The 24,423-nt window shown below is 64.6% G+C and carries 22 protein-coding genes and 1 pseudogene; 8 read left to right on the forward strand and 15 right to left on the reverse strand.

The features are described from left to right. Together CH294_RS05080 and CH294_RS05085 are read right to left on the reverse strand one after the other, a co-directional pair. Positions 1 to 210 (reverse strand): annotated as a pseudogene (locus CH294_RS05080) (HNH endonuclease); the annotation flags it as partial. Between the two features lie 103 nt (positions 211 to 313). Continuing rightward, positions 314 to 1,270 (reverse strand): helix-turn-helix domain-containing protein, encoded by a 957-nt coding sequence (locus CH294_RS05085; RefSeq protein ID WP_170944592.1) that lies wholly within the window; start codon positions 1,268 to 1,270, stop codon positions 314 to 316. 117 nt (positions 1,271 to 1,387) lie between these two features. Here CH294_RS05085 and CH294_RS05090 point away from each other — a divergent pair, with 117 nt between their 5' ends. After that, positions 1,388 to 2,155: an NAD(P)H-dependent oxidoreductase gene (locus tag CH294_RS05090; RefSeq protein WP_094737205.1), complete on the forward strand. Its 768-nt coding sequence runs from the start codon at positions 1,388 to 1,390 to the stop codon at positions 2,153 to 2,155. Here CH294_RS05090 and CH294_RS05095 read toward each other — a convergent pair whose 3' ends face one another. The 4 genes from CH294_RS05095 to CH294_RS05110 all read right to left on the reverse strand — a co-directional run bounded on the left by CH294_RS05095 (position 2,156) and on the right by CH294_RS05110 (position 6,775). After that, entirely contained in the window at positions 2,156 to 2,644 is a 489-nt protein-coding gene (locus CH294_RS05095) for an FBP domain-containing protein (RefSeq protein WP_037146865.1), read from the reverse strand. It lies immediately after the preceding gene. Position 2,645: 1 nt separating this feature from the next. Next, on the reverse strand, positions 2,646 to 3,212 hold the full coding sequence (locus CH294_RS05100; RefSeq protein WP_094737206.1) for a TetR/AcrR family transcriptional regulator: 567 nt from the start codon (positions 3,210 to 3,212) through the stop codon (positions 2,646 to 2,648). A gap of 69 nt (positions 3,213 to 3,281) precedes the next feature. After that, on the reverse strand, positions 3,282 to 5,030 hold the full coding sequence (locus CH294_RS05105; protein WP_094737207.1) for an ABC transporter ATP-binding protein: 1,749 nt from the start codon (positions 5,028 to 5,030) through the stop codon (positions 3,282 to 3,284). Next, positions 5,027 to 6,775, reverse strand: a complete 1,749-nt coding sequence (locus CH294_RS05110; RefSeq protein ID WP_249305070.1) for an ABC transporter ATP-binding protein — start codon at positions 6,773 to 6,775, stop codon at positions 5,027 to 5,029. The genes CH294_RS05105 and CH294_RS05110 overlap by 4 nt, the downstream gene beginning before the upstream one ends. 104 nt (positions 6,776 to 6,879) lie before the next feature. On the opposite strand from CH294_RS05110, the gene CH294_RS27380 reads away from it, so the two are divergent. The 3 genes from CH294_RS27380 (at position 6,880) to rsgA (ending at position 9,719) form a co-directional block, all read left to right on the forward strand. Then, a complete protein-coding gene (locus CH294_RS27380) occupies positions 6,880 to 7,053 on the forward strand; it encodes a hypothetical protein (RefSeq protein ID WP_008710019.1) in 174 nt (57 codons plus the stop codon). A gap of 52 nt (positions 7,054 to 7,105) precedes the next feature. Continuing rightward, positions 7,106 to 8,557 carry a trehalose-6-phosphate synthase gene (locus CH294_RS05115; protein WP_032376219.1) on the forward strand — a complete coding sequence of 484 codons (1,452 nt, stop codon included), beginning with the start codon at positions 7,106 to 7,108 and terminating at the stop codon, positions 8,555 to 8,557. A 145-nt stretch (positions 8,558 to 8,702) separates the two neighbouring features. Then, positions 8,703 to 9,719, forward strand: a complete 1,017-nt coding sequence (gene rsgA / locus CH294_RS05120; protein ID WP_094737208.1) for a ribosome small subunit-dependent GTPase A — start codon at positions 8,703 to 8,705, stop codon at positions 9,717 to 9,719. Between the two features lies 1 nt (position 9,720). On the opposite strand, the gene CH294_RS05125 is transcribed toward rsgA, so the two are convergent. Further along, positions 9,721 to 9,951 (reverse strand): hypothetical protein, encoded by a 231-nt coding sequence (locus tag CH294_RS05125; protein ID WP_032376217.1) that lies wholly within the window; start codon positions 9,949 to 9,951, stop codon positions 9,721 to 9,723. A gap of 154 nt (positions 9,952 to 10,105) precedes the next feature. Between CH294_RS05125 and CH294_RS05130 the strand changes: the two genes are divergently transcribed. Then, positions 10,106 to 11,521 (forward strand): MFS transporter, encoded by a 1,416-nt coding sequence (locus tag CH294_RS05130; RefSeq protein ID WP_094610986.1) that lies wholly within the window; start codon positions 10,106 to 10,108, stop codon positions 11,519 to 11,521. Beyond that, on the forward strand, positions 11,518 to 11,919 hold the full coding sequence (locus tag CH294_RS05135) for a MarR family transcriptional regulator (protein WP_032405541.1): 402 nt from the start codon (positions 11,518 to 11,520) through the stop codon (positions 11,917 to 11,919). Before CH294_RS05130 ends, CH294_RS05135 begins: the two co-directional genes overlap by 4 nt. Before the next feature lie 17 nt (positions 11,920 to 11,936). Here CH294_RS05135 and CH294_RS05140 read toward each other — a convergent pair whose 3' ends face one another. The 6 genes from CH294_RS05140 to CH294_RS05165 all read right to left on the reverse strand — a co-directional run bounded on the left by CH294_RS05140 (position 11,937) and on the right by CH294_RS05165 (position 18,008). Then, positions 11,937 to 12,683: an FAD-binding oxidoreductase gene (locus tag CH294_RS05140; RefSeq protein ID WP_094737209.1), complete on the reverse strand. Its 747-nt coding sequence runs from the start codon at positions 12,681 to 12,683 to the stop codon at positions 11,937 to 11,939. Between the two features lie 394 nt (positions 12,684 to 13,077). Beyond that, positions 13,078 to 13,494, reverse strand: a complete 417-nt coding sequence (locus CH294_RS05145; RefSeq protein ID WP_052057737.1) for a helix-turn-helix domain-containing protein — start codon at positions 13,492 to 13,494, stop codon at positions 13,078 to 13,080. Next, positions 13,494 to 14,672: a molecular chaperone DnaJ gene (dnaJ, locus tag CH294_RS05150; RefSeq protein WP_094737210.1), complete on the reverse strand. Its 1,179-nt coding sequence runs from the start codon at positions 14,670 to 14,672 to the stop codon at positions 13,494 to 13,496. The genes CH294_RS05145 and dnaJ overlap by 1 nt, the downstream gene beginning before the upstream one ends. 31 nt (positions 14,673 to 14,703) lie before the next feature. Further along, entirely contained in the window at positions 14,704 to 15,336 is a 633-nt protein-coding gene (gene grpE, locus CH294_RS05155; RefSeq protein ID WP_032405538.1) for a nucleotide exchange factor GrpE, read from the reverse strand. Further along, a complete protein-coding gene (gene dnaK / locus CH294_RS05160; RefSeq protein WP_032376212.1) occupies positions 15,333 to 17,177 on the reverse strand; it encodes a molecular chaperone DnaK in 1,845 nt (614 codons plus the stop codon). Before dnaK ends, grpE begins: the two co-directional genes overlap by 4 nt. Before the next feature lie 333 nt (positions 17,178 to 17,510). Next, a complete protein-coding gene (locus CH294_RS05165; RefSeq protein WP_032376211.1) occupies positions 17,511 to 18,008 on the reverse strand; it encodes a Pro-kumamolisin, activation domain family protein in 498 nt (165 codons plus the stop codon). A 295-nt stretch (positions 18,009 to 18,303) separates the two neighbouring features. Between CH294_RS05165 and treS the strand changes: the two genes are divergently transcribed. Beyond that, positions 18,304 to 20,484 carry a maltose alpha-D-glucosyltransferase gene (gene treS, locus CH294_RS05170; protein ID WP_032405537.1) on the forward strand — a complete coding sequence of 727 codons (2,181 nt, stop codon included), beginning with the start codon at positions 18,304 to 18,306 and terminating at the stop codon, positions 20,482 to 20,484. A gap of 40 nt (positions 20,485 to 20,524) precedes the next feature. After that, entirely contained in the window at positions 20,525 to 21,085 is a 561-nt protein-coding gene (locus tag CH294_RS05175; RefSeq protein WP_094737211.1) for a hypothetical protein, read from the forward strand. On the opposite strand, the gene CH294_RS05180 is transcribed toward CH294_RS05175, so the two are convergent. Both CH294_RS05180 and CH294_RS05185 read right to left on the reverse strand, forming a co-directional pair. Beyond that, positions 21,074 to 22,534, reverse strand: a complete 1,461-nt coding sequence (locus tag CH294_RS05180; RefSeq protein ID WP_170944593.1) for a dynamin family protein — start codon at positions 22,532 to 22,534, stop codon at positions 21,074 to 21,076. The genes CH294_RS05175 and CH294_RS05180 overlap by 12 nt on opposite strands. Then, a complete protein-coding gene (locus CH294_RS05185) occupies positions 22,531 to 24,339 on the reverse strand; it encodes a dynamin family protein (protein ID WP_094737212.1) in 1,809 nt (602 codons plus the stop codon). The genes CH294_RS05180 and CH294_RS05185 overlap by 4 nt, the downstream gene beginning before the upstream one ends. Positions 24,340 to 24,423: the final 84 nt, after the last annotated feature.

Below are 24,423 nucleotides of genomic sequence, written 5' to 3' on the forward strand. Positions count from 1 at the left end.
GATCTTGGTGGCTTTGCTGGGGGTGAGCAGGGTGGTGGAGGTCAACCACCCTGCGGGTCCGGGGAATCCGAGTTTCTCGCGGGCCACTCGAGTGTCGATTTCGGCGACGAGGGCGATGCGTCGGGCTTCCATCAGCTGGATTCGGTGGGAGACATCGGCAGCGTCGGCGAGGAGTTCTGCCTCGCTCAGTTGCCAGATATCTGTGGTCATGAGGTAAGTGTATCGAATGCATGTTCGATACACAATGATAGTCGATTCGAAAACTATTGCCCTGCATAATGATTCGGAAAACTCACCTTGTCGGTGAGCCATGCTAGGCGAGTCGACCACCAACCCTGAACGTCGCTCGGTATGCACTGGGCGAAACACCCAGCTCCGCAGCAAGCTGGTTTCTCAACGATGTCGCGGTGCCGAATCCGGTGTCGTGCGCGATGCGTTCGACGGTCAGATCCGTGTTCTCGAGCAACTCCCGTGCACGCTGCACCCGCTGCGCCACGATCCAGCGGGCCGGGGAGATTCCGACTTCGGCCATGAAACGGCGGGAGAGCGTCCGAACACTCATCGACTGCCGTCGCGCTAGGTCCTCCACCGACAGGGATGCGCCCAGGTTGCTCAGTGCCCACTCCTGCGTGCCCGCCGTCGATGTGCCGTACGTCTGTGGAACCGGGGTGTCGATGTACTGCGCCTGACCACCGCTGCGATGGGGTGGCACGACGGTTCCGCGGGCCACCCGATTTGCCACCGCCGCACCGAAATCCTGACGAATCATGTACAGACACAGATCGATTCCCGATGCTTCCCCTGCCGCCGTCAGTATGTTGCCGTCCTCGGTATAGAGCACGTTCGGATCGAGCAGGACCGTCGGATACAGCTCGGCGAATCGGGAGGCCGACTTCCAATGCGTGGTAGCCCGTTTGCCGTCGAGAACTCCCGCCGCGGCGAGAACGAACGCGCCTGTGCAGATCGACGCCAATCGCTGATTCGTCACCACGCGGAACAGGGGTGACAAGGCAACACCGTCGGTCTCGTAGTCGGCGTCGGAGGCAGGAACGATCACGGTATCGGCCTCGGCCACGGCGTCGAGTCCGCGTTCGACGAGAATGTGAACGTCGGAATCGGTGCGAACAGGGCCGGGCACGTCGGTGCAGGTAGTCACCTCGTACAGCGCATCGCCGGAGTCGGAGTGCGCCTGTCCGAACAGGCGGTGCACGATGCCCAACTCCATGGCGAGGAGGCCGTCACGTACGTAGACGGCAATGCGATGCGTCATGGCCGAATCCTCCCACGTGCAGTTCCTTGTGCGCAGCGACCGCCTTGGCCGAAATCTTTCACAAGTTGTCATTTGTGCCACTGTTGCCCAAAGGTCTATTGACCCAGGATCGAGTGCATGAACATCCTGTGGGTCTACGCCCATCCAGAAGCCCGCTCACTGAACGGCTCTCTGCGAGACGCAGCACTGAAGCGACTCCGCGCCGACGGCCATACCGTCGAGCAGTCGGATCTGTATGCGATGCAGTGGAATCCGGTGGTCACCGCCGAGGATTATGCCCACGATCCGACGGAGCGATTCCAGGTGGCGACCGCATCCAGCACCGCCCTCGCGGCCGGCACCCAGACCCAGGACATCGTGGCCGAGCAACAGAAGTTACTGCGTGCCGACGCCGTCGTACTGCAGTTTCCGCTGTGGTGGTTCTCGATGCCCGCGATCATGAAGGGTTGGGTGGATCGCGTATTCGTGGAGGGTTTCGGCTACGGCATCAGGGCATCGGATGGCAGCACCCGGCGCTACGGCGACGGCATGCTCGCCGGAAAGCGCGCGATGGTCGTCGTCACCATGGGCGGCAGCGAACACACCGTCTCCCCACGCGGTATCAACGGCTGCTTGGACGAGATGCTGTACCCGATTCAGCACGGCATCCTGTTCTATACCGGCATGTCCGTATTGCCACCGGTGCTCGTGGCGAGCGCCGACCGGATGGCCGAGTCCGATTACGCTGCAGCGGAATCGGAACTCCTCCAGCGAGTGAAGAGTCTGCACACCGAGGAGCCCATCCCCTACCGCACCCAAAACGGCGGCGACTACGACCGGCGATTCGTGCTGCGCACCGACGTCGAGGCCGGGGACACCGGCATGCGAGTACACACCGCCCCGTGATCAACCGAGAATGCGAGCGAGAAACGCACCGATGTTGTCTTCGACTGCAGCGGTGCGGGTCTCGACATCGAAGTCTTCCTTGAACTGCCGACCCAACGCCGGGGTCTTCTTCTTTCGCGCATACAGCGAGCACGCAAGGTCCGAGCAGATGTAGGTACCCACGGTATTGCCACGCCTGCCGGATTCTCCGGCCTTCGCAGCAGCCATCAGCGAGACCCCGCCGTTTGCGTGTGTGGTGAGGCAGATGCTGCACATCTGCGCCGTGCGCGGCCCTCCGGGCTTGTAGCGCAACGCGATTCCGCGCGGAGCGTCCCCGGAAGGCACGATGATGTAGCTTCTTCCGGCGAGCTTCGGATCCACCCAACCGAAGAAGTCGAGATCGTCCCACGGTACTGCGTCGAAAGCCTCGGGAAGGGTGACCCGCTTGGCGTCGCCCTTGGACGAATTGACGAACGACGACCTGATGTCGCGTTCGGAGATCGGTTCCATGTCACTGCCTCCAGTGCTGTAAGAGTGTGTCGATTCCGTCGAGGATGCGTGTCCACGACTGCTGCGAGTCGGGTGCACTGTGAGCGAACGAGCCCGACGCGTCGAGGCTGGCATAGCCGTGAAAGACACTGCCGAGCAATCGAACTGCGTGGACCTTATCCTCCTCGCCCAGGTCGTACCCCCGGAGGATCGCCTTCATCATCGCCGAATGACGAACTCCCGCACTCGCAAGAGCGGTCTCGTGATCGAGCGGAAACTGCGTCGCCGCATAGCGACCGGGATGCTCACGCGAATAGTCGAGATATGCGTTCGCGACGGCCACCAACGCGTCCTTACCCGCTCGGCCCGCGAGAGCCTCCGACACCCGGTCGGCCAGTTCCTCCAACGCCAGCAGCGCGATGCCGACGTTCAACTCGTGCGAGTTCTTCAGATGCGAATACAGGCTCGCCACCTTGACGTCGAAGCGTCGTGCCAACTCGCTCGCAGTCACGCGATCGAAGCCGACCTCGTCGGCCAGGTCCGCTCCTGCTGCCACGATGCGCTGCGCGGTCAATCCTGCGCGTGCCATGCCGGCCTCCTCCTCTGTCGAAGAAGACCGTAGCTGAAACTAATACCTATAGGCAAATAGCTAAACCAATCAGCGGCCCTGCCACGCCGCCCACAACTGTGCGTACCGTCCACCGGCCGCGACCAGCTCCTCGTGCGGACCCTGCTCCAGGATTTTTCCGTGTTCGAGCACCACTACGCGGTCGGCCGCAGCGGCCTGAGTCAGGCGATGCGCGACGATCAACGTACTGCGACCCTTCGTCGCGGCTTCGGCGGCAGCTTCGAGTTCTCGCGCACCGGAACTGCCGGCCTCCGCGGTGGCCTCGTCCAACACCGCGACGGCCGGGTCGGCGAGAACCAAACGCGCCAAGGCCAATTGCTGCGATTGTGCCGCGGTCAACTGGTGCCCGCCCTCGCCGACGGCGGTATCGAGTCCGTCTTCGAGCGCCTCGACCCACCCCCACGCGCCGACGGTCCGCAACGCGGCTTCGACGTCGGCGCGTTCGGCGTCCGGCGCAGCCAACCGCACGTCGTCGATCAACCGGCCGGCGAAAACGTGCACTTCCTGACTGACGATTGCGACGTGACGGCGCAAGCCCTCACTGCCCAGCGCGTCCAGCGTTGCGCCGCCGACGCGAACCGACCCGGACGTCGACGCGATCGAGCCGGCCGCGATGGCCGCGATCGTCGATTTGCCGGCACCGGTTGACCCCACGAGCGCCACCGTCTCACCCGCAGCGACGCGCAGGTTCACTCCGTGCAACACATCGTGACCCTCCTCGTACGCGTGTCGCAGATCGGTGACGTCCAGGGTGGCGTCGACGGGTACGGAACCGTCGCCCACCGGCCGTTCGTCGGGAATGTCCACGACGCCGACCAGGCGGGCCAACGACGCACCGGCAGACTGGATGTCGTCGAAGGTGAACAACAACGTGCCGATCGGATTGAACAGGCGGTGGAACAGCAAGGCCGCGGCCGTCGTCTCACCGACGGTGACGTAATCGCCTCGTACGAGCAGGAACCCGGCCAACAGGATCACCGACAGTCCCACGCATTCGGCGCGGTTGCTGCGCGAGCCGAAGCGGGTGAAGAGTCGAAAGACCTCGAGGCCGATGTCTCGGGCCTTGGCCGAAGACCGGTCGATGTCGCTCAGATGGGCAGACTCGAGTCCGTACGCGCGCACCGTCTTTGCGCCCTGCATGCTGCTGACGAACGACTGCGCACGCTCGCCCATCGCGACGCGTTCGGCCGCATACAGCGGAGCCGACCGCGGCAGGTACCACCGCAGCGCCAGCACGTACATCGGCAACGCCACCAGTCCGGCGAGGCCGAGACGCCAGTCGATTCCGAGCATCGTGATCATGCTCAGGCACACGAGCAGGAATGCTCCGACGAGCTGCGGGATCACTTCACCGATCGACTTAGCCATCACTGCGACGTCGTCGCCCACCCGAGAGAGCAAGTCGCCCTTGCCTACTCGTTCCAACGTCGCCACCGGCAGATGCAGGGCGCGCCGAACGACGGCTTCGCGCAGCGAGGCCAGGATGCCCTCGCCGAGTGTGCTGATCAGATAGCCACTGAATCCGGTGACGATTCCGCCGATCACCGCTGCCACCGAGATCACCACAACGACGCCGATGATCGTCGACGTGTCGGCTCCGTCGCGGACGCGGTCGACCAGCACACCGAGCACGTACACCGGCACCAGCGACATCCCCGCGGCGATCGCGCCGAGGAGCAGCGTCACCGCCGTTCGTGCCTTCCGCAGGCGCAGCTGTTCCAGCAGCCACTTCCCGGACCGTGCCCCGGTTGCGATCGGAAGTAGTTCGGGGGTCGTCATCGCAGCACCGTGTCCTTGTACTGCGAGTCCGAGGACGCGAGATCGTGGTGCGTTCCCTCGGCGACGACGCGTCCGCCGTCGACGACGAGAACGCGATGGGTCACCGACAGCAGCGCAGGGCTGGTGGTGATGAGGATCGTTGTTTGCGAGGCGCTTTCGGTGTGCCGCAGCTCGGCAACACCGCGGGCTATGGCGTGTTCGGTGACGGCGTCGACGGCCGTCGTGGGGTCGTGCAGCACCAGCACCGGGGCATCGACCGACAGCGCCCGGGCCAAGGCGACTCGTTGACGTTGCCCGCCGGACAGGCTCGCTCCGCGGTCGGTGACGGCGTGGTCGAGGCCGGCTTCGTGCAGTTCGACGACGTCGGTGGCCGCGGATGCCTGCAGCACTCGGTCGAGTTCGGCCTCGGGCCGCTCACGCCCGGCGGTGACGTTGCTACGCACGGTGCCGGCGAAGAGGTCGGTCAGGTGCGGCTCGACGAGAACGGTCTCACGGGCGCGTCGGAGATCGATCCGACCCGCCGGGATCCCGCCGATACGTACCGTTCCGGTGTAATCGGACTCGGAGATCTGGCCGGACAGCAGTGCGGCGATCGCTTCGCCGTCTTGCGGCCGATAGGCCACCACTCCGAGTAACTCACCCGGTGCGGCTCGGAATGCGAGGCCGTCGAGCGACCGGAACCGAACGTCCTCGACGGTCAGTTCGGTACCTACCGGAACCGCGGACTCCGACTGCGGTAGAACGTGTTCCGCACCCAGTACCAGGGCGAGCCGATCGGCCGATCCACGCACCATGGCCACCACACCGGGGATCCTCGACAACCCGGTGAGAGGTTCGATGACGAATTGCGAGAGTCCGATGACGGTGATCAACTCACCGACCGAAATCCGGCCCTGCAACGCGAACCAGCCTGCGGTCCCGGCAATTCCGACGGCGAGCAGCGCGTTGACCGCCGCGGCGAGGCCCTGATAGACGTTGTTGGCGCGGGCCAGTTTCAGCGTCGCTGCCAGTGCCGTTCTGCTCGACGTCACGAACCGCTGCGTTGCAGCGTTCTCGGCACCGATACCGCGCAGGGGCCGCACTCCGCTGACCAGATCGGTGGCCATCCCCGATACCCCGGCGATCTCGGCCTGCTGTGCGGTGGCCGCACGAGTGAGCAACGGGGCGAGGCGCTGGAGTGCAATCAGAATGACCGGAGTTCCGATCACGACGGCCAGGCCGAGAGGAATGTCGATGATCAGCAATGCCACCGCCGACGCCACCACCGCGACGGCCGATGAGAAGACCCGGGCGATCAGATCGAGGATCCACGACTCCTTCTCGGCATCGGACGTCGACACCGTCAGCAGCTCCCCCGACGACAGCTCGGTCCGCAGTCCACGGGGATCGAGGACGCGTCCGGCAACCTCGATACGCACCAGGTACGCCTCCCGCTCGATCGCGACGACGATGATGCGAGCACCGATGCGCCATGCGTACGACAGCGTGACGAACAGGGCCGCCAGCCCGATCAGCGAGACGATCATCGCCGTGACGTCACCGGTGTCGATGGCCCGCGAGACGATGAGACCGATGGCCACCGGGACCATCGTTTCGCACAGTTGATGTACCCCGAACAGCATCGACGAGCCGATCAAGCGAGCGCGATGGCGTCGTACGGTGCGGCGCAGAATCGCGGAGCCGGTGGCTGGAGGAGGGCCCTCCACCACCGTTCGAGCATGGCGGAGCGGCACAGAATCGGTCATTTGTTGCAGCCTAAGGGATCGGGAACTGGCGATGGGGTGCCACATTTACATAGAGTCGTGGCCAGGAACACCACGTAAGTCCAGCAGAGAGTACGGAGAACACCATGCCTGCCAAGACCTCCACCGACAACGACATCGCCGACGAAGACATCGTCCCACTCGAGTACGAGACGGCCAGCCAGGCTCAGCGCGTCGTCGCCGCCTACGCGACCGATGCCGACGAATGCCGCATGTTGTTGTCGATGCTGGGTATAGACCCCGTAGCGAAGACCGACTGACAGGTTTTCGCAGGGCTGTTTCCCCAGAGATCTACAAGCGGATTGGACAGTTGTGGCTGACGCCTCGCAGGGTTCGGATTTTGTCGTCGTAGCCAACAGGTTGCCCGTCGATCTGGAAAAGCTTCCGGACGGAAGCACGCGATGGAAGCGAAGCCCCGGCGGGTTGGTCACCGCCCTCGAGCCGATCCTGCGCGCCAACAAGGGTGCCTGGGTGGGATGGGTCGGCGTGTCCGACGTCGACGTCGAGCCGTTCGTCGAGGACGACCTGCAGCTGCGACCGGTCCCGATCAGCGAGAAGGAGTACACCCAGTATTACGAGGGGTTCTCCAACGCCACCCTGTGGCCGCTCTACCACGACGTCATCGTCAAACCGGAGTACGACCGCGACTGGTGGAACGCCTACGTCGAGGTCAATCGCCGCTTTGCCGAGAAGACATCCGAGGCGGCGGCACAGGGCGCGACAGTCTGGATCCAGGACTACCAGCTCCAGCTCGTCCCGAAGATGCTGCGCATGCTGCGCCCCGATCTGACCATCGGGTTCTTCCTGCACATCCCGTTCCCGCCGATCGAGCTGTTCATGCAGATGCCGTGGCGCACCGAGATCGTCGAGGGACTCCTCGGTGCCGATCTCATCGGGTTCCATCTGTCCGGCGGCGCGCAGAACTTCCTCTACCTTGCCCGACGCCTCGCCGGGGGAACCACGTCCCGAGGAACCGTCGGAGTGCGGTCCAAGCTCGGCGTCGTGCAGGTCGGCTTCCGGACCGTGCGTGTCGGGGCCTTTCCCATCTCCATCGACTCGGGCGACCTCGACACCAAGTCTCGCTCCAAGGCCGTCCGTGATCGTGCGAAGCAACTCCGCAAGGACCTGGGAAACCCGAAGCGCATCATGCTCGGCGTCGATCGACTCGATTACACCAAGGGAATCGACGTCCGGCTCAACGCTTTCCGCGAGTTGCTCGAAGAGGGCCGCGTCGACCCCGCCGAGAACGTCATCGTGCAGTTGGCCACGCCCAGCCGGGAACGCGTCGAAAGTTACGTAGCGATGCGCGGCGAGATCGAGCAGCAGGTGGGCCGGATCAACGGCGAATACGGCCAGGTGGGTCATCCGGTGGTGCACTACCTGCACCGGCCGATCCCCCGCGACGACCTGCTGGCCTATTTCGTCGCCGCCGACGTCATGCTGGTCACGCCACTGCGCGACGGCATGAATCTCGTCGCCAAGGAGTATGTGGCCTGCCGCAGCGATCTCGGTGGCGCGCTCGTACTCAGCGAATTCACCGGTGCCGCAGCAGAACTGCGCCAGGCATACCTGTGCAATCCACACGACCTGGACAGCGTGAAGGACGCCATCATCGGCGCGCTCGAACAGGAACCCGAGGCAGGAAAGCGCCACATGCGTGCCATGCGTCGGCAGGTGCTCGCGCACGACGTCGACCGCTGGGCCCGTTCCTTCCTGACCGCGCTTGCACAACCTGCGGAGGGCTCGAACCCCACGCAGCGTTAAATCGCTTTCCTTCCGACCGTCGACGGCTGTAAGTTTGCCGTCGACGGTTTCTTTTCATGCATGCCAGAAGTGAGGAGGTGGGCATCGTGGCCACCTGGACGACAGCACCCCCGAGCCCTCGTTCCTCCTCCCCCAAGGATCTCGCATGTCTCCACTCGACCATTACGGTCTCGATCAGCACTGGCTGACCGAATTCGAAAAGCATTCTCAGAACGCACTTCTCGCCCGCATCGTTCGCGTCGACCGCGGTGAGTTCGACGCCGTCACCGACAGCGGCATCGTCCGAGGCACAGGTAGCAATACCTGCACCGGGGATTGGGTGACCCTGGACGAGAACTCGTTCCGGCTGATCGCCATCCTCCCCCGCCGGACGGCCATCGAACGCGCCTCCGCCGGATCGACGTCCGAGACACAGGTTCTCGGAGCCAACGTCGATACCGTCGTGATCACCGTCGCGTCGGACACGGCCCTCGACCTCGGTCGCGTCGAGCGCTACATCACCCTCGCCTGGGGCAGCGGCGGCGTCCCCGTTCTCGCGATCACCAAGAACGACAGCGGCAGCGTCGACGAAGAACGAATACTGGCAGCCGCACCGGGTGTCACCATATGCAGCACGAGCGCTGTCTCGACCGGCGGAATCGACTCACTGACAGGACATCTGCGAGGCACGGTCGCACTGATCGGGCCGTCGGGATCCGGCAAGTCGACGCTCGGCAACGCCCTTCTGGGCGGCTCGGCGTTCGCAACCGGTGCCACCCGCGACGCCGACGGCAAAGGCAGGCACACGACGGTGCATCGGGAGTTGGTGCCGATTCCGGCGTCCGGCCTCGTTCTGCTGGATACCCCGGGTCTGCGGTCGGTGGGTATCCAGGGATCGGAAGATGCTGTGGCGAGCGCCTTTTCCGACATCGAAGAACTGGCTGCACTGTGCCGGTTCGGTGACTGTGCGCACGAACACGAGCCCGGATGCGCAGTGCTTGCCGCCGTCGACGCGGGCGAGCTCACAGAACGCAGACTCGGCAACTACCGAAAGCTGCTGCGGGAGAACGCCTGGGCCACCTCGAGGCACGACGCCCGAGCTCGCAGCGAGAAGCTGCGCGAGTACAAGCAGATCTCGAAGTCGCTGCGTCGGAAATACGCCGCCGACGGTAAAGGGAGGTAGGTCAGCTCTCGTCGAACAGTGAGGGACTGTCGGTCTCCGCCTCGGCCTGCCGAGCCGAACCTTCACTGCTCGACGCCTTGCGCACCACCTCGACCGTGGTGGTGCGCACCGACAACCGATGCCCGTCGTGGTGTTCGAGCAACGCCAAACCCTGACGAATCTCGAGCACCTTCCACGGGCCGGCGTGCCCGGACGCCTGAACCAGGTCGCCTGGTGCGATCTCGGAAGCCACTGTTGTTCTCCATTCGGCGAGCGATCGGGTTCGAGCAAGTCTGTGACACACACCCTATCGGGCACGCATCTGGGCGCACTCACTTGCTCGGTGAACAAATTAGGAGTACTCATGTAATAGTTATAGATATACAAGCATTATCGCGGAGGTGGACGTGGCCGAGTTGACTCGACGACACCGGTATCTCGTGCTCGGCATCTGCTGCCTGAGCCTGTTTCTCGTCAGCACCGACAACACGATCGTCAACGTTGCACTGCCGTCGATGCGCGCCGACCTGAACGCATCGGTATCGGGCCTGCAGTGGATCATCGACGCATACACGCTGGTCGTCGCCTCGCTGCTGATGCTCGGCGGCTCGATGGCCGACAAGTTCGGACGCAAACGCTTCTTCCTGATCGGGACCGGAACGTTCGTGGTCGGGTCCCTACTGTGCAGCATTGCACCGTCACTGGGCTGGCTCGTCGCCTTCCGCATGCTGCAGGCCGTCGGCGGCTCGATGATGAATCCCGTCGCGATGTCGATCATTACCAATACCTTCACCGACCCGAAAGAACGTGCCGGGGCCATCGGAATGTGGGGTGCTGTCGTCGGGATCTCGATGTCGGCGGGCCCCGCGCTCGGCGGCATCCTCGTCACCGGTGCCGGGTGGCAGTCCATCTTCTGGATCAACGTCCCGGTCGGCATCTTCGCACTGGCGATGACAGTGAAGTTCGTCCCCGAATCCAAAGCCGAGCACGCGAGAAAGTTCGACCCGGCCGGTCAATTCCTCATATTCGCGTTTCTCGCCTCGCTGGTGTTCACCATCATCGAGGGCCCGGCGAAGGGCTGGGGATCGCCGCTGATCGTGCTCACCGGTGCCATTGCAGTCGGCTCCCTCGTCGGCCTGCTGGTGGTCGAGTCGCGGATCGAGGAACCCCTGATCCAACTGAGGTTCTTCCGTAGCGCACCGTTCAGCGGAGCGACGGTGATCGCCGTGTGCGCGTTCGCTTCCCTGGGCGGATTTCTGTTCCTCAACACCCTGTACCTGCAGGACGTGCGCGGCTACTCCCCGCTGCATGCCGGTCTCTACACTCTGCCGATGGCCTTGATGACGCTGATCTTCGCGCCGATCTCCGGCCGCATCGTCGGCACCCTGGGTGCGCGCATTCCGCTGCTCGTTGCCGGAATCGGATTCGTGGCCTCGGCGCTGATGCTCACCCGACTGACTCCGACGACGTCGTTCGCGTGGCTGGCGGTTGCCTACGTGATCTTCGGAATATCCTTCGGCATGGTCAATGCTCCGATCACCAATACCGCGGTGTCCGGAATGCCGCGCAGCCAGGCCGGAGTCGCGTCCGCCATCGCGTCGACCAGTAGGCAGGTGGGTCAGTCGCTCGGCGTGGCCGTCGTCGGCTCCATCGTCACCGCGAGCATCGTCGGTGAGATCTCCGACGGTTTCACCGCCGCGGCCGTGCCCGCGTGGTTCGTCATCGCAGGCGCAGGCGTGGTCGTCACCGTGCTCGCCTTGGTCACCACCGGCCGGTGGGCCCGCTCGACCGCCGAGAACATCGGCCGTCCGGTGCTCGTATGACCGCCGACGCAGCGCATGTCTGGCGCGAGATGCGCTCACTGATGCTCGAGAAACACGACACCCGACGGGCCGTCGCCGACGCCACCGGCATGAGCTTTCTGCGGGCGAAGCTGCTCACCAAATTGCTCGCGGGAGATCGGACGGTGACCGAGCTGGCCGAGATTCTTGCGTCCGATGCGCCGTACGTCTCCCTCAACGTTCGCGAGCTCGAGAAGCGCGAATTGGTGGTGCGCACCGAAGATCCCGAGGATCGCCGACGCCGCATCATCGGGCTCACCGATGCCGGCCGTCGCCTTGCGGAGAAAGCCAGAACAATCGCCGACGCCCCGCCGCCGGAATTCACGACGGTATCTGCGGCGGATCTGGCACATCTACGACGGATTCTGCAGCTGCCCTGATCTCTTGGGACAGCGCTTCAGCGGCGGATGGACTCGAGTGGGGTGCCGGTCTCGACCAGGGCGCGCACGGTCGCCGCTTCCATTCCCGGGGATCCGCACACCAGAATTTGGCTGTCCAGGAATGGCCCCTGGGTGGCGACGACGTCGGCCATACTGCCTTCCCAACAGTGCTCGGGCTCGAAGAACGCGGCGGTGGAACCGATTTCGTCACGGATGCGGTCGTTCCATCGATCCGGAGCCCACGGCTCGTTCAGTTGATCGACGACGGGAACGACGGTCAACCACCGCAATTGCGACGCCATCAACCACAGCATGTCCCCGGCATACAGGTCGCGAGGCGATTTTCCGCCGACGAACAGCGTGACGTCGGGCGGCTGCTCCCAGCGCGTGAGATCGAGCAGAATTGCCCGCAACGGAGCGAGGCCGGTGCCGCCCGCGATCATGACGACGTCGCGACCCGAGTCGTCGACACGCAGACCGCCTTGGGGATCGCTGATCTGCCAGACATCCCCTGGCCGTGTCTCGTTGACGATCGACCCGCTCACCCATCCAGCGGGAACGGCTCGGACGTGAAATTCCAGTTTGCCGTCGAGCGAGGGCGGCAGCGCGGGTGAGTATCGCCGCGTCAGAGCTGAGTTCTGGGGAACTGTCACCGATACCGACTGGCCTGCTGTGAACGGAACCACATCGCCCTCGAGTCTGATGACCGCGAGGTCGTTCCGAAGGCGGTGATACTGAACGACCGTCGAACTCCACGCCTGCATGCCGACCAGGATAGGGGTCGGTGGCGGGTGTCTCGCAAACGCGCGCAAGGTTCGGCACCGCTGCCCCGCTCGACGTCGCAAACGCGCGCGCAATTGTTGGCCGCGCGCGAAATAGTGAGCGAATCAGGGACGACAATGCGCGCACCTGAGGAATGCGCGCGCGTTTGTGGGGATATGTGTGGCAGAGACCCGCGAAGCGGCTCCGGTGGACTGGCTCGACTCCGGTGGGCCAGACCTGCGCGAGGTTCGCCACCGGCGCGAGGTTCGCCGGCGCAAACGCGCGCGCGTTTGCTGAACGCGCGCGGAATAGAGAGCGAATCAGGGACGACAATGCGCGCATCTGACAAATGCGCGCGCGTTTGCGAGGATCTGAGCCCGCAAAGTGGCGGCGACCCTAGCGCTGGTGCTTCGGCTTCCAGACCACCAGGGCGTTGCGTTGAATCGGCACCAGGTCGCGGCGATAGCTGGCGTGCACGGCTGCCAACTCCTGAGCCAGTTCGCTGATTCGCGACTGCAGAGCCTCGACCTGATTGGTGAGCTCGATGATGCGCTTGATGCCGGCGAGGTTGACGCCCTCGTCCTGCGAGAGTCGCTGCACTTCACGGAGCAGTGCGACATCACGCGGGGAGTAGCGTCGACCGCCGCCGGTGGTGCGGTGCGGGGTGACCAGTCCGAGCCTGTCGTAGGTGCGCAGTGTCTGCGCGTGCATACCGGCCAGCTGTGCCGCGACGGAGATCACGAAGATCTGCGCGTCGGGATCAGCTTGTGCTCCACCATTTTTCGGGGAACCGCCCTCGGGAGGCACCGACATCACACACCTGCCCACCCGGCCCGCGGGTCGAATCCGCTGGCCTTCTCGGCTTCCAGATAGTTCTTCAGAGCGTCGGTAGCAGCATCGTCCAGTTTCTGCGGGACGGCAACTTTGACGGTCACCATCAGGTCGCCGGTACCGGACTTCTTCGGGATACCGCGTCCACGCACCCGCAGCACTCGGCCGTCGACGGTCCCCGGTGGCACCTTCACTCCGACGCGACCCTCGAGGGTGGGCACCGACAGCGTTGTACCGAGCACCAGTTCGCCGTAGCTCACCGGAACGGTCACCGTCAGATCGTCGTTGTTGCGGCCGAACACCTTGTCGGGCTTGACCCGTACTGTCACGAACAGGTCGCCCGATGGCGCTCCGCGCAGACCCGCTTCGCCCTGACCGGCGAGCCTGACCTTCTGCCCGTCGCTGATGCCGGCCGGTACACGCACGGTGATGGTGCGGGTGCGGTTCTGCACTCCGGTACCACGGCAGTCGACGCACGGGTCGTCGATGATGGACCCGCTGCCACGGCAGTCGTCACACGGCTCACTGAAGCCGAACGCGCCTTGATTTCTGTTGACGACGCCTTGGCCGTTGCATTTGGGGCACACGCGCGGGCTGGTTCCGGGCTTTGCACCGCTGCCGTGGCAGGTGGTGCACGAGGACGGGCTGGTCAACTTCAGGGGGACCGTAACGCCCTGTGCCGCTTCACGGAACTGCAGCGACGTCTCGGTCTCGACATCGCTGCCGCGTCGGGGCCGGTTGTTCTGCGGGCGCTGTTGAGCGCCACCGCGATTGAACAGGCCACCGAAGAGGTCGCCGATTCCGCCGTCGCCGCCGCCTTGACCGAAGATGTCGCCGACGTCGAAGGTCTGGCCGCCACCGCCGAATCCGCCTGCGCCGGGCGAGAACCCACCGCCACCGCCGCGGCTACCGAAACCACCCGAGGCGAACAGCCGTCGTGCTTCGTCGTATTCCTTGCGCTTGGCCGGGTCGGCGAGCACGGCGTGCGCCTCGCTGACCGCCTTGAACTTGTTCTCGGCCGAGGCGTTGCCCGGATTGGCATCGGGATGGTTGTCCCGGGCCAACTTTCGGTACGCCTTCTTGATTTCTTCTGCAGTCGCGCTGGAGGAAACGCCCAGCTCCTTGTAGAAGTCCTTCTCGATCCACTCCCGCTGGCTCACCGGGCGTTTCCTCCTCTCGCGCTACTTCTGTTTACTGCTCGTCGGACGCAGGTGCATCCGATTCTTGTGCTGCACTGTCCACGACGCCGACCATCGCGGTCCGCAGAACGCGTTCGCCGAGCTTGTAGCCCGGACGCATCAGCGTCCCGACGACGGGACTGCTGCCGTCGCCCTCGTGGGAGACGGCCTCGTGGATGGCCGGGTCGAAGGCGTCACCCTCGGCTCCGAAGGTGGTCAGGCCGATGTTCGAGAACACCCCTGCCAACTTGTCTGCCACTGCCTTGAGCGGTCCGGTTTCGAGATCGCCGTGCTGGCGAGCTCGCTCGAGGTCGTCGAGAACCGGGAGAAGCTGCGAGACGACGGACGCCTTCGCGTTCTCCGCTCCGGTCTGCTTCTCGCGGTCGGTACGACGCCGGTAGTTGGCGTACTCCGCCGACACGCGCTGCAGATCTGCGGTGAGTTCGACGACCTGCGTGTCACGCGGGTCTTCCACGACGTCACCGTCGACGGTCCCTTCGTCCACCGAGTCGGGCTGGGGCGCAGCCCCAGTGCCCACGAGGGGCTCCGGAACTGCGTCACCTTCCCGTACTTCACCGGTCTCGGGATCGATCTTTCGCTTGTCCACGAAAGTGACCGGTTCTTGCTCGGTGTTCTCCGACGTCACTTCTTGTCCGTGTCGTCGGCGGGCTCGTCGACAACCTCTGCGTCGACGACACCGTCGTCAGCGGCCTGGGCGCCACCCTCTGCCCCGCCCTGCTCCTTGGCCTGAGCCTCGTAGATGGCGGTGCCGAGAGCCTGCGACTCGGTCGAGAGCTTCTCCACGGCAGTCTTGACTGCCGAGATGTCGCTGCCCGCGAGAGCCGTCTTGGCGTCGGCGATTGCGGTTTCGACGCGTCCCTTGAGCTCGGCGTCGACCTTGTCCTCGTTGTCCTTGACGAACTTCTCCGTCTGGTGGACGAGGGACTCGGCCTGGTTGCGAACCTCGGCCTCTTCGCGACGAGCCTTGTCCTCGTCTGCGTGAGCTTCCGCGTCGGCGACCATGCGGTCGATCTCTTCCTTGGACAAGCCGGAGCCGTCCTGGATCTTGATCGTGTTTTCCTTGCCGGTGCCCTTGTCCTTGGCCGTGACGTGCACGATGCCGTTGGCGTCGATGTCGAAGGTGACCTCGATCTGCGGGACGCCGCGAGGAGCCGGGGGCAGCTCGGTCAGCTCGAACGAGCCGAGGAGCTTGTTGTGCGAGGCGATCTCGCGCTCACCCTGGAAGACCTGGATCTGCACCGAGGGCTGATTGTCGTCGGCGGTGGTGAAGGTCTCGGAACGCTTCGTCGGGATGGTGGTGTTGCGCTCGATGAGCTTGGTCATGACGCCACCCTTGGTTTCGATACCGAGGGACAGCGGCGTGACGTCGAGGAGCAGAACGTCCTTGACCTCACCCTTGAGCACACCGGCCTGCAGTGCAGCACCGACGGCCACGACCTCGTCCGGGTTGACGCCCTTGTTGGGCTCGCGTCCACCGGAGAGTTCCTTGACCAGCTCGGAGACGGCGGGCATACGCGTCGAACCACCGACGAGAACGACGTGGTCGATGTCCTTGACGGCAATGCCGGAGTCCTTGACCACTGCCTGGAACGGCGCACGGGTGCGGTCGAGCAGGTCGGAGGTGATCTTCTGGAACTCCGAGCGGCTGAGCTGCTCGTCGAGGAAGAGCGGGTTCTTGTCGCCGTCGACCGTGATGTACGGGAGGTTGATCGACGTGCTCTGCCCGGAGGACAGTTCGATCTTCGCCTTCTCGGCGGCCTCACGCAGACGCTGCAGCGCCATCTTGTCCTTGGTCAGATCGATGCCGTTCTGAGCCTTGAACTTGTCGACGAGCCAGGTCACGATGCGCTCGTCCCAGTCGTCGCCACCGAGGTGGTTGTCGCCGGACGTCGCACGAACCTCGACGACGCCGTCGCCGATTTCCAGCAGCGAGACGTCGAACGTGCCGCCACCGAGGTCGAACACGAGAATGGTCTGCTCGCTGTCGCCCTTGTCCAGGCCGTATGCGAGAGCGGCCGCGGTGGGCTCGTTGACGATGCGCAGGACGTTGAGGCCGGCGATCTGGCCGGCTTCCTTCGTGGCCTGACGCTGTGCGTCCTCGAAGTACGCGGGAACGGTGATGACCGCGTCGGTGATTTCTTCACCCAGGTAGGCCTCGGCGTCGCGCTTGAGCTTCTGCAGCGTGCGCGCGGAGATCTCCTGAGGGGTGTACTTCTTGCCGTCGATCTCCACGGTCCAGTCCGTGCCGACGTGGCGCTTCACGGAACGAATCGTGCGATCGACGTTGGTGACCGCCTGGTTCTTCGCGGGCTGGCCGACCAGCACTTCACCGTTCTTGGCGAAAGCGACGATCGACGGGGTGGTGCGTGATCCCTCGGAGTTGGCGACGACAACCGGTTCGCCGCCCTCGAGGACGGACACGACCGAGTTGGTGGTCCCGAGGTCGATACCGACCGCACGAGCCATAATGTTTCCTCCTGTTATTGCGTGGATTCAGTCCCTGGGTGAGCGAACTCCACTCAAGTTTGCATAACGCGATCTGTCGCGTCAACTTCCAACTTGAGCCTCATCCACTCAAGGCTGCTGACCTGCACAACGGAGGGTGTGGCGAATTTGTTCCCCAGGGGAGCGGCTGCGCCGCATGTGCACGGGAGTGGAGCCTGCGGAACGACCCAGGTGAGCGGGAACTCGACCCCTGCTACGAGGTTCCGCGCACTGGGCGAAGCCCCTCCACAGCAGTACGCCGCGACGATCAGCGGGGATCGTCGCGGCGCAGCGGGAGGAAAGTCGGGTCGAGAATTACTCGGCAGGCTCTTCAGCAGGCGCGGGGATGCAGCTGTGGCTGAGCAGCCCGGCCGTGATGTTGTTCATGAAGTCGGCGTCGAGAGCGCTCGCGAAGGCCGCGGCACCGGCGGGACGAGCGACCCATTCACGATCGACGGAGGGCACGGTGTACGTCGCCGACTCGCCTGCCTTGATGGTCGTCTCGGTGTTCTGACCCTGGACGCCCGGCAGTGCGCCGTAGTTGACGTTGACGTTCGAGGCGTCGTCCGCGCCGACGTTGTCGACCTTGACCTGCAATGCCACGACGCCACCCTCGGGGGCGTCCTTGACCGTGGTGTCGCAGACCGCGGACATCGCGACCACCAGGTCGGGGCTTTCGAGCACGACCGAGCCGAGCGGGCCCACCGGCTCTTCCGGTTCGGCCGAGGCCATGGGCACGAGGACGACCGCACCGATGCCGGCGGCCAGGGCGGCCGTCGAGGCCAGGATCGATGTGCGGGCAAGACGTCGCATGGACAACTCCTGTAGCTGAGGGGATGTGACCCGTGAGTCTGATGTGACTGGAGGGACAGTTGGTACTTGACTCACTATGGCCTATCGGAATCAGACATTCCACACCAGGCGGTCTCGATTCGATGACGTTCGCATATCGAAGGAAAACGCCCCGACGAATGACATCGGTGTAGTTCGGCGTAGGTTTCACCGGTCGACCGGCAAGGTTTCGCCCGTCGACGATCAGGGGAACCACAACCCTGCGGATCGGCCGCGCCCTACGTAGGGTTGAAGAAAAGCGAGGCTACGGAGGCACATGGATCCCGAAGTGCAGCACGAACCGAGCGAGATCACCTACGACGAGAAGTTCTACCCGGCTCGGCCGAAACCACTTCGCCCCTCGGTGCGCCGCGCCAACCGGAGCAACGGCCCCACTCCCGACAGCGAACCGGTCGCATCGAACCCGGAGTACGTGGACTGGCTCACCGAACAGTCGATGCTGCGCGACGCCAAGCTGATCGCCGAGCAACTCTCGGGCAAGGGCAGCATGTGGCAGAACCCGTATGCCGATCCCGATCCTCGCGCCGCCGTCGAGCGCGCACCGGTGTGGTTCACCGCTTACCCCATCTCGGTGATCAACGCTCCGCAGACAAGCTTTCTGAGCACCCTCGGCGACGAGAAGCTCTGGCAGGCGTTCTCCGAAATCGGTGTCACCGCAGTGCATACCGGCCCCGTCAAGGTGGCAGGCGGCATCCACGGCTGGCGGCCGACCCCCTCGGTCGACGGCCACTTCGACCGCATCGGCATGCAGATCGACCCCGCGTTCGGATCGGAAGAAGAGTTCCGACGCCTGTGCGTGGTGGCCTCGGCATACGACGGCATCGTCATCGACGACATCGTGCCCGGTCACACCGGCAAGGGTGCGGACTTCCGACTCGCCGAGATGGCCGTGGCCGATTACCCCGGCATCTACCACATGGTGGAGATCGAACCGCAGGACTGGCACCTGCTGCCCCGAGTGCGCGCCGGAGCCGACTCGCAGAACATAGACGCCGAGGCCGAGGCAAATCTCGCTCGTGCCGGCTACATCATCGGCCAGCTGCAGCGAGTGATCTTCTACGAGCTCGGAGTGAAGGAAACCAACTGGAGCGCAACACCTCCCGTTGTCGGTATCGATGGCGTCGAACGCCGCTGGGTGTACCTGCACTACTTCAAGGCAGGTCAGCCGTCGATCAACTGGCTCGACCCCTCTTTCGCCGGCATGCGACTGGTGATCGGCGACGCGTGTCACTCCATCGCCGACCTCGGCGCAGGAGCACTGCGATTGGATGCCAACGGTTTTCTCGGCGTCGAGCGTCGAGCAGAAGGCCCGGGCTGGTCCGAGGGCCATCCGCTCTCCGAGGCCGCGAACCACCTGATCGCCAGCGTGGTGCGCAAGATGGGCGGATTCACCTTCCAGGAGTTGAACCTGACGATCGACGACATCAAGGCCATGGGTACCAACGGTGCCGACCTGTCGTACGACTTCATCAACCGCCCCGCCTATCAGCATGCGCTGGTCATGGGAAACACCGAATTCCTCAGGCTCACGATGACTTTGGCGCGTGATCATGGCGTCGACACGGCATCTCTGGTGCACGCGCTGCAGAACCACGACGAGATGACGTTCGAGCTCATCCACTTCGCCACCCTGCATGCGGAGGACGAGTTCTCCTACGGCGGTGAGACGGTGAAGGGCTGCGACCTGGGTGATCGCATTCGCGGCGAACTCACCGATCGCCTCACCGGACGTTGGGCACCGTACAACCGGACCTTCACGACCAACGGAATCGCTTGCACCACAGCAAGTGTCATCACCGCGTCCCTCGGTATCCGAGATCTCGACCGAATGGACGAGGCAGACATCGAGACGGTCAAGCGAGCCCACCTTCTGTTGGCGATGTACAACGCGTTGCAGCCGGGCGTGTTCGCCCTCTCGGGCTGGGACCTACTGGGCATTCTGCCCATCGATGCCGCAGAGGTAGACGATCTCATTCGGGAAGGTGACACCCGGTGGATCAACCGTGGCGCTCACGATCTGATGGGATATTTCCCCGAGGCCGTCCGCTCGGAGTCCGGCATTCCGCGCGGACGCAGCCTCTACGGCTCGCTCCCCGAGCAGCTGGCCGACCCGCAGTCGTTCGCCCGCCAACTGGCGCGAATCATCGAGCTGCGCAAGCGGTTCGGTATCGCCACCGCCCAGCAGATCGACATTCCTACGGTCTCGCACAAGGGCCTGCTGGTGATGGTGCACGAACTCAGCCAGGGGACCATCCAGGCCACAGTGCTCAACTTCTCGTCCGAGGAGATCAGCGCAACCATTCAGTCCAAGCACCTGGTGCCCGGCACGTGCGCCATCGACGTGTACGACGACAACGAGATCGCAACCGTGGACGAGCTGAACAGCTTCCCGATGACACTGCGTCCGTACGAGGGCGTGGCCGTGGTGCTGCGCTGAGGCGGCAGCCCGTCACCTCGGCCCGATAGACTGCTGGATCGTGGCCGAAGAACCGAACGATCCGACAGCGCACAGGCCTCGGCCTGCGCGTCCGCAACCGCCGCGGCCGGATGTTTTCGTCGAGCCTCTTCGGCCGCGGGAGGAGCCCACTCACTCGGTTCTACCGAAGGTCGCGGGTGCTCTGTGGGCTCTGACAGCGGCGCTGATGCTCGCATTGGCCGCGGTGATCGCACTGAATTGGGAACCCGTGCTTTTCGGCGTCGAAACTGCGGTGTCGCAGCAGGATTCGACGGCCAGTGCAGCCGACGTCCGCAACACCGCCTCGGCCACGCTGTTGTCCAGTGGGGCCGCATCGGCGGTACTCGTAATGCTCGGATTCGTCGCGCTGAATTTGCTGCGCGGCGCGGCGACGTCGTCCAAGGTCCTGATGGGCGCAGTCGGGATCTTGACCATCGGTGCGGCCGTCACGTTCTCGACCTTCGTCTCCGACGCTCCCGTACTGCTCGGCGGTGTTCTGCAGTGGGGACCGTTCGTCGCAGCAGCAGCAGCCGCCGCTGCCACCGTTGTCGCTCTACTCCCCCGGCGGTACTCAGGCCAGTGAGGCGAGTATTCCCTCGGCGCTGCGCGCGGCGAGGGCGCACGAGCCAGAGGTGAACTGATCCAGCAACGGGTGCTCGGACAACCCCCGCCACTTGTGCACTGCCGCCAGCGCGGTCTCACGTTGTTGGGCGCGACCGGCATCGGCCGGCAGATTCAGGCGTTCGGTGGCGGAAATGCCGAACCCGCCGATGACGCGCTGCAGGTCCAGCAGGGCACCCTCCGGGAGTTTCGGTGTGGTGGAACGCAATCGGCCGAGCAGACGCAGTTCGGCAAAGCCGTGCACGTCCGCCAGCATCCGCCCGGCTTCGGTACGCAGGGCATGTGATTCCGGCCGGAACTCCAGAATTCGTTGCAGCGCAACGAGAGCCGAATGCAATTTCAGTTGGTCGGCCCGCTGACCGAACTGCACGTCGATCACCGAGCGCAGTTCGCTCAAGCCGCTGCGTTCGACCAGATCGGCTGCAAGCGTCGGCGAATCGCGCACCCCCAGCCGAATCAGAGTGACCGCCATCCGAATACCGAACAATCCGAAGCGGTCCACGATGCTGGCCCGCAGCGCAGCATCGACGGGCAACGTGCTCTCGGGTCGCACGAAGCGATCGGCCGAGAGCATCGCCAACTGCAGATCCTCTGTCGGTACCGTCGCCAGCATCTCGAACGCAGCGAATTCGTTCTGCCGCAACGTTTCCGCACCGAGCGCGAGCAAACCCGCAACCGGGACCACCGCCTGACACAAACCGGTGGCCTCGAGCTCGGACGCGAACCTCGCGGCGACCTCCTTGGCCGACATCATCGCGTCCATCCGGCCCGAGCCGACCTCGTCGGCCCGCGAGACCACCCCGATCACGCCGAGTGGCCCCGAATCACCGCCCACGTGCGCGCCGATCTGCCCGAGAAACGACACGTCCGACGCGTTGAGCGTGCGCAGCAGGTACACGACGGCGTCGGCACCGGACGACGAGTTCTCGGGAGTGAGCATCGCGAGCGTGCGTGCCGAGACATCGCGCGAGAGCGACGACGTACCGGGGGTGTCGATGATCGTCGTCTGCGCCAACGTGCTGGCCGGCCACTCGACGTCGAGGCGATCTACCTGCGCGGCCGTCAACGACCCCAGGTCGAAGGTCAATCGGCCATCCCGTCGCTGCACCGGAACGTTCGCGGCCCGGTCACCGTCGTACCAGGCGGTGACGGCGGGGGTGACGCCGTTGCGATACCACGTGACGACCTTGGTGCATTCGGTGGCGTCGGTCGGAGCAATATCCTGCCCCACAAGCGAATTCAGCAGTGTGGATTTGCCGGCCTTGAGCGATCCCGCCAGGGCCACCCGCAGCGGCTCGTCCAGGCGGTACAGACATTCGTCGAGCATCCACGAGGCTTCGGCGTCCCCCGCGTACGTCGATCGAGCAGCCGAGATCAGATCACGTGCCCGGTTCAGAGCCGTCACGCTCATACCGCGGTGTCCTTGACGAGAGCGATTGCCCGAGAGTTCAAATCGGCTGCCACTCGCAGGTCCTGCTCCAGCTGAGCAATGCGGGCGGCGCGGTCCGTGTTGTCGGCCGCGGCAGCTTCCTGCGCCGAGCGCAGGGACTCGTTCAGCGACCGCAGAGTCTGTTCGGCGATCGAGGTGAAGTGATCGCGCAGCACCCGCTGGATCTGCCGCAGCCGGTCCTTCGACTCCTTGCCGACCTGAAAGCTGACGTCGTCGGTGAAGCGGCGGATCGCCATCTTGGCCTCGGAACGACGTGCCTTGACGCGGTTTTCCTTGTCCTCCTTGTAGGCCTTCGTGCCCAGCAGAACACCCGCGCCGATCGAGATCGGGTTGAGCAGACTCAACCCGACGAATGTGGTGATCAGGCCGAACATGAGGACACCGCCGTAGGAGCCGCGCATCCCTACGAGAACCTTCTGCGTGATACCGACACGACCGGATTCCAGCTCGGCCAACGACGAGACGGGTTCGAGAACGTTGTCCAAATCACCGAGGTCGAGATCCGGCAGCGCCGCCGCCCCGGAGGACGCGAAGTGCTCGGCCACCAACTCCGAGAGCCACAATGCCCGCTCGTGTGCCCACACGAAGTTGTCGCCCACCGACGCGGCAATCTGCTCCTCGAGCCATTCGCCCAGTTGCGGCCAATCCTTGCCCGGATCCCCCTCGTCGACGGTTTCCTCCGCCTCCCGGGTGACGCGGCGCAACCGGTCGCGTAGATCGTGATCGATATCGGACGCCAGATCGGCAATGCCGTCACCGAGCGTCTGCTGCCATTGCGACGAGCGCTTGTGCAGTTCTTCGGCAGCGGATTTGGCGCGCTGCAGACCGGCGACGGCCGCGGCCGCCCGCTCCGGATCCTTCAGCGCCGCAAGCTCACTACCGAACGAAAGCGACAGGTGCTCGGTGACCGAACGAACGTCGAGTGAGACCGACGCGCGAGCCAATACATCCGCGCGGGCCACCACGTCGTCGCGCAGAAACGCGTAGAGCTGCTGAAAACCGGACTCGGCGTTGAGCTCCTCGTCGTTCAAACGCAGTGCGTGAGAGCGCAACAGAGACGACACCGGGAGCATCTGTACTTCGAGGCCGCCGCGATCGAGGTGCCCGCGATTGGCCTCGACGATCTGCCGCCAGTGCGGGTACAGATCGATCTTGGTGATCAGCACGGCTACGGCCGGGCAGAGCCCTTGCACCTGCCGGAGGAAGGACAGTTCGGGCTCGGTGAATTCGCGGGAGGCGTCGGACACGACGAGTACTGCGTCTGCGGACGGAATGAGTCCCAATGTTCCTGCAGCGTGCGGATTTCCCTGCCCACCGACACCCGGTGTATCGACCAGCACCAGACCGTCGGCGAGCAATGGACTCGGCACTCCGATGTCCAGCCGCAACACTTCACGACCCTGAGCTCGGGGACTCGCCGGGGTGACGGTCGTGACTTCTTCGGCCGGCACGTCGACGCGGATGGGCTCACTACCCGGATCTGCGAGAACGAGCTGCGCGGAGAAACTCTCGGCGTTGGACACCACCGTCGGGATGGCCGTGGTCTCGTCGTCGCCGACCGAGCACACCGTCAGATTGAGCAGCGAATTCACGAACTGACTCTTGCCCTGCTTGAGCGGTCCGACCACGATGATGCGTCGGCGTGGATCCAGGACTCTCGACCGTGCCGCCTCGACTCGATCCACCAGGTCGGATCTTCCCGCCGATGTCGCCACCGCCGCGGTGCGATTCAACAGCTCGGCCAGCTCCGTTGTGTGCCCGTCCATACTCTCGCTTCACAACCCGTTCTCGTCGACGTCCCCAACAGAACTCTAGCGACGACACGGCCCCGAGTGTGACGAACACACTCG

The organism is Rhodococcus sp. 14-2483-1-1 (genome assembly GCF_002259335.1).
Classification (GTDB): Bacteria; Actinomycetota; Actinomycetes; order Mycobacteriales; family Mycobacteriaceae; genus Rhodococcoides.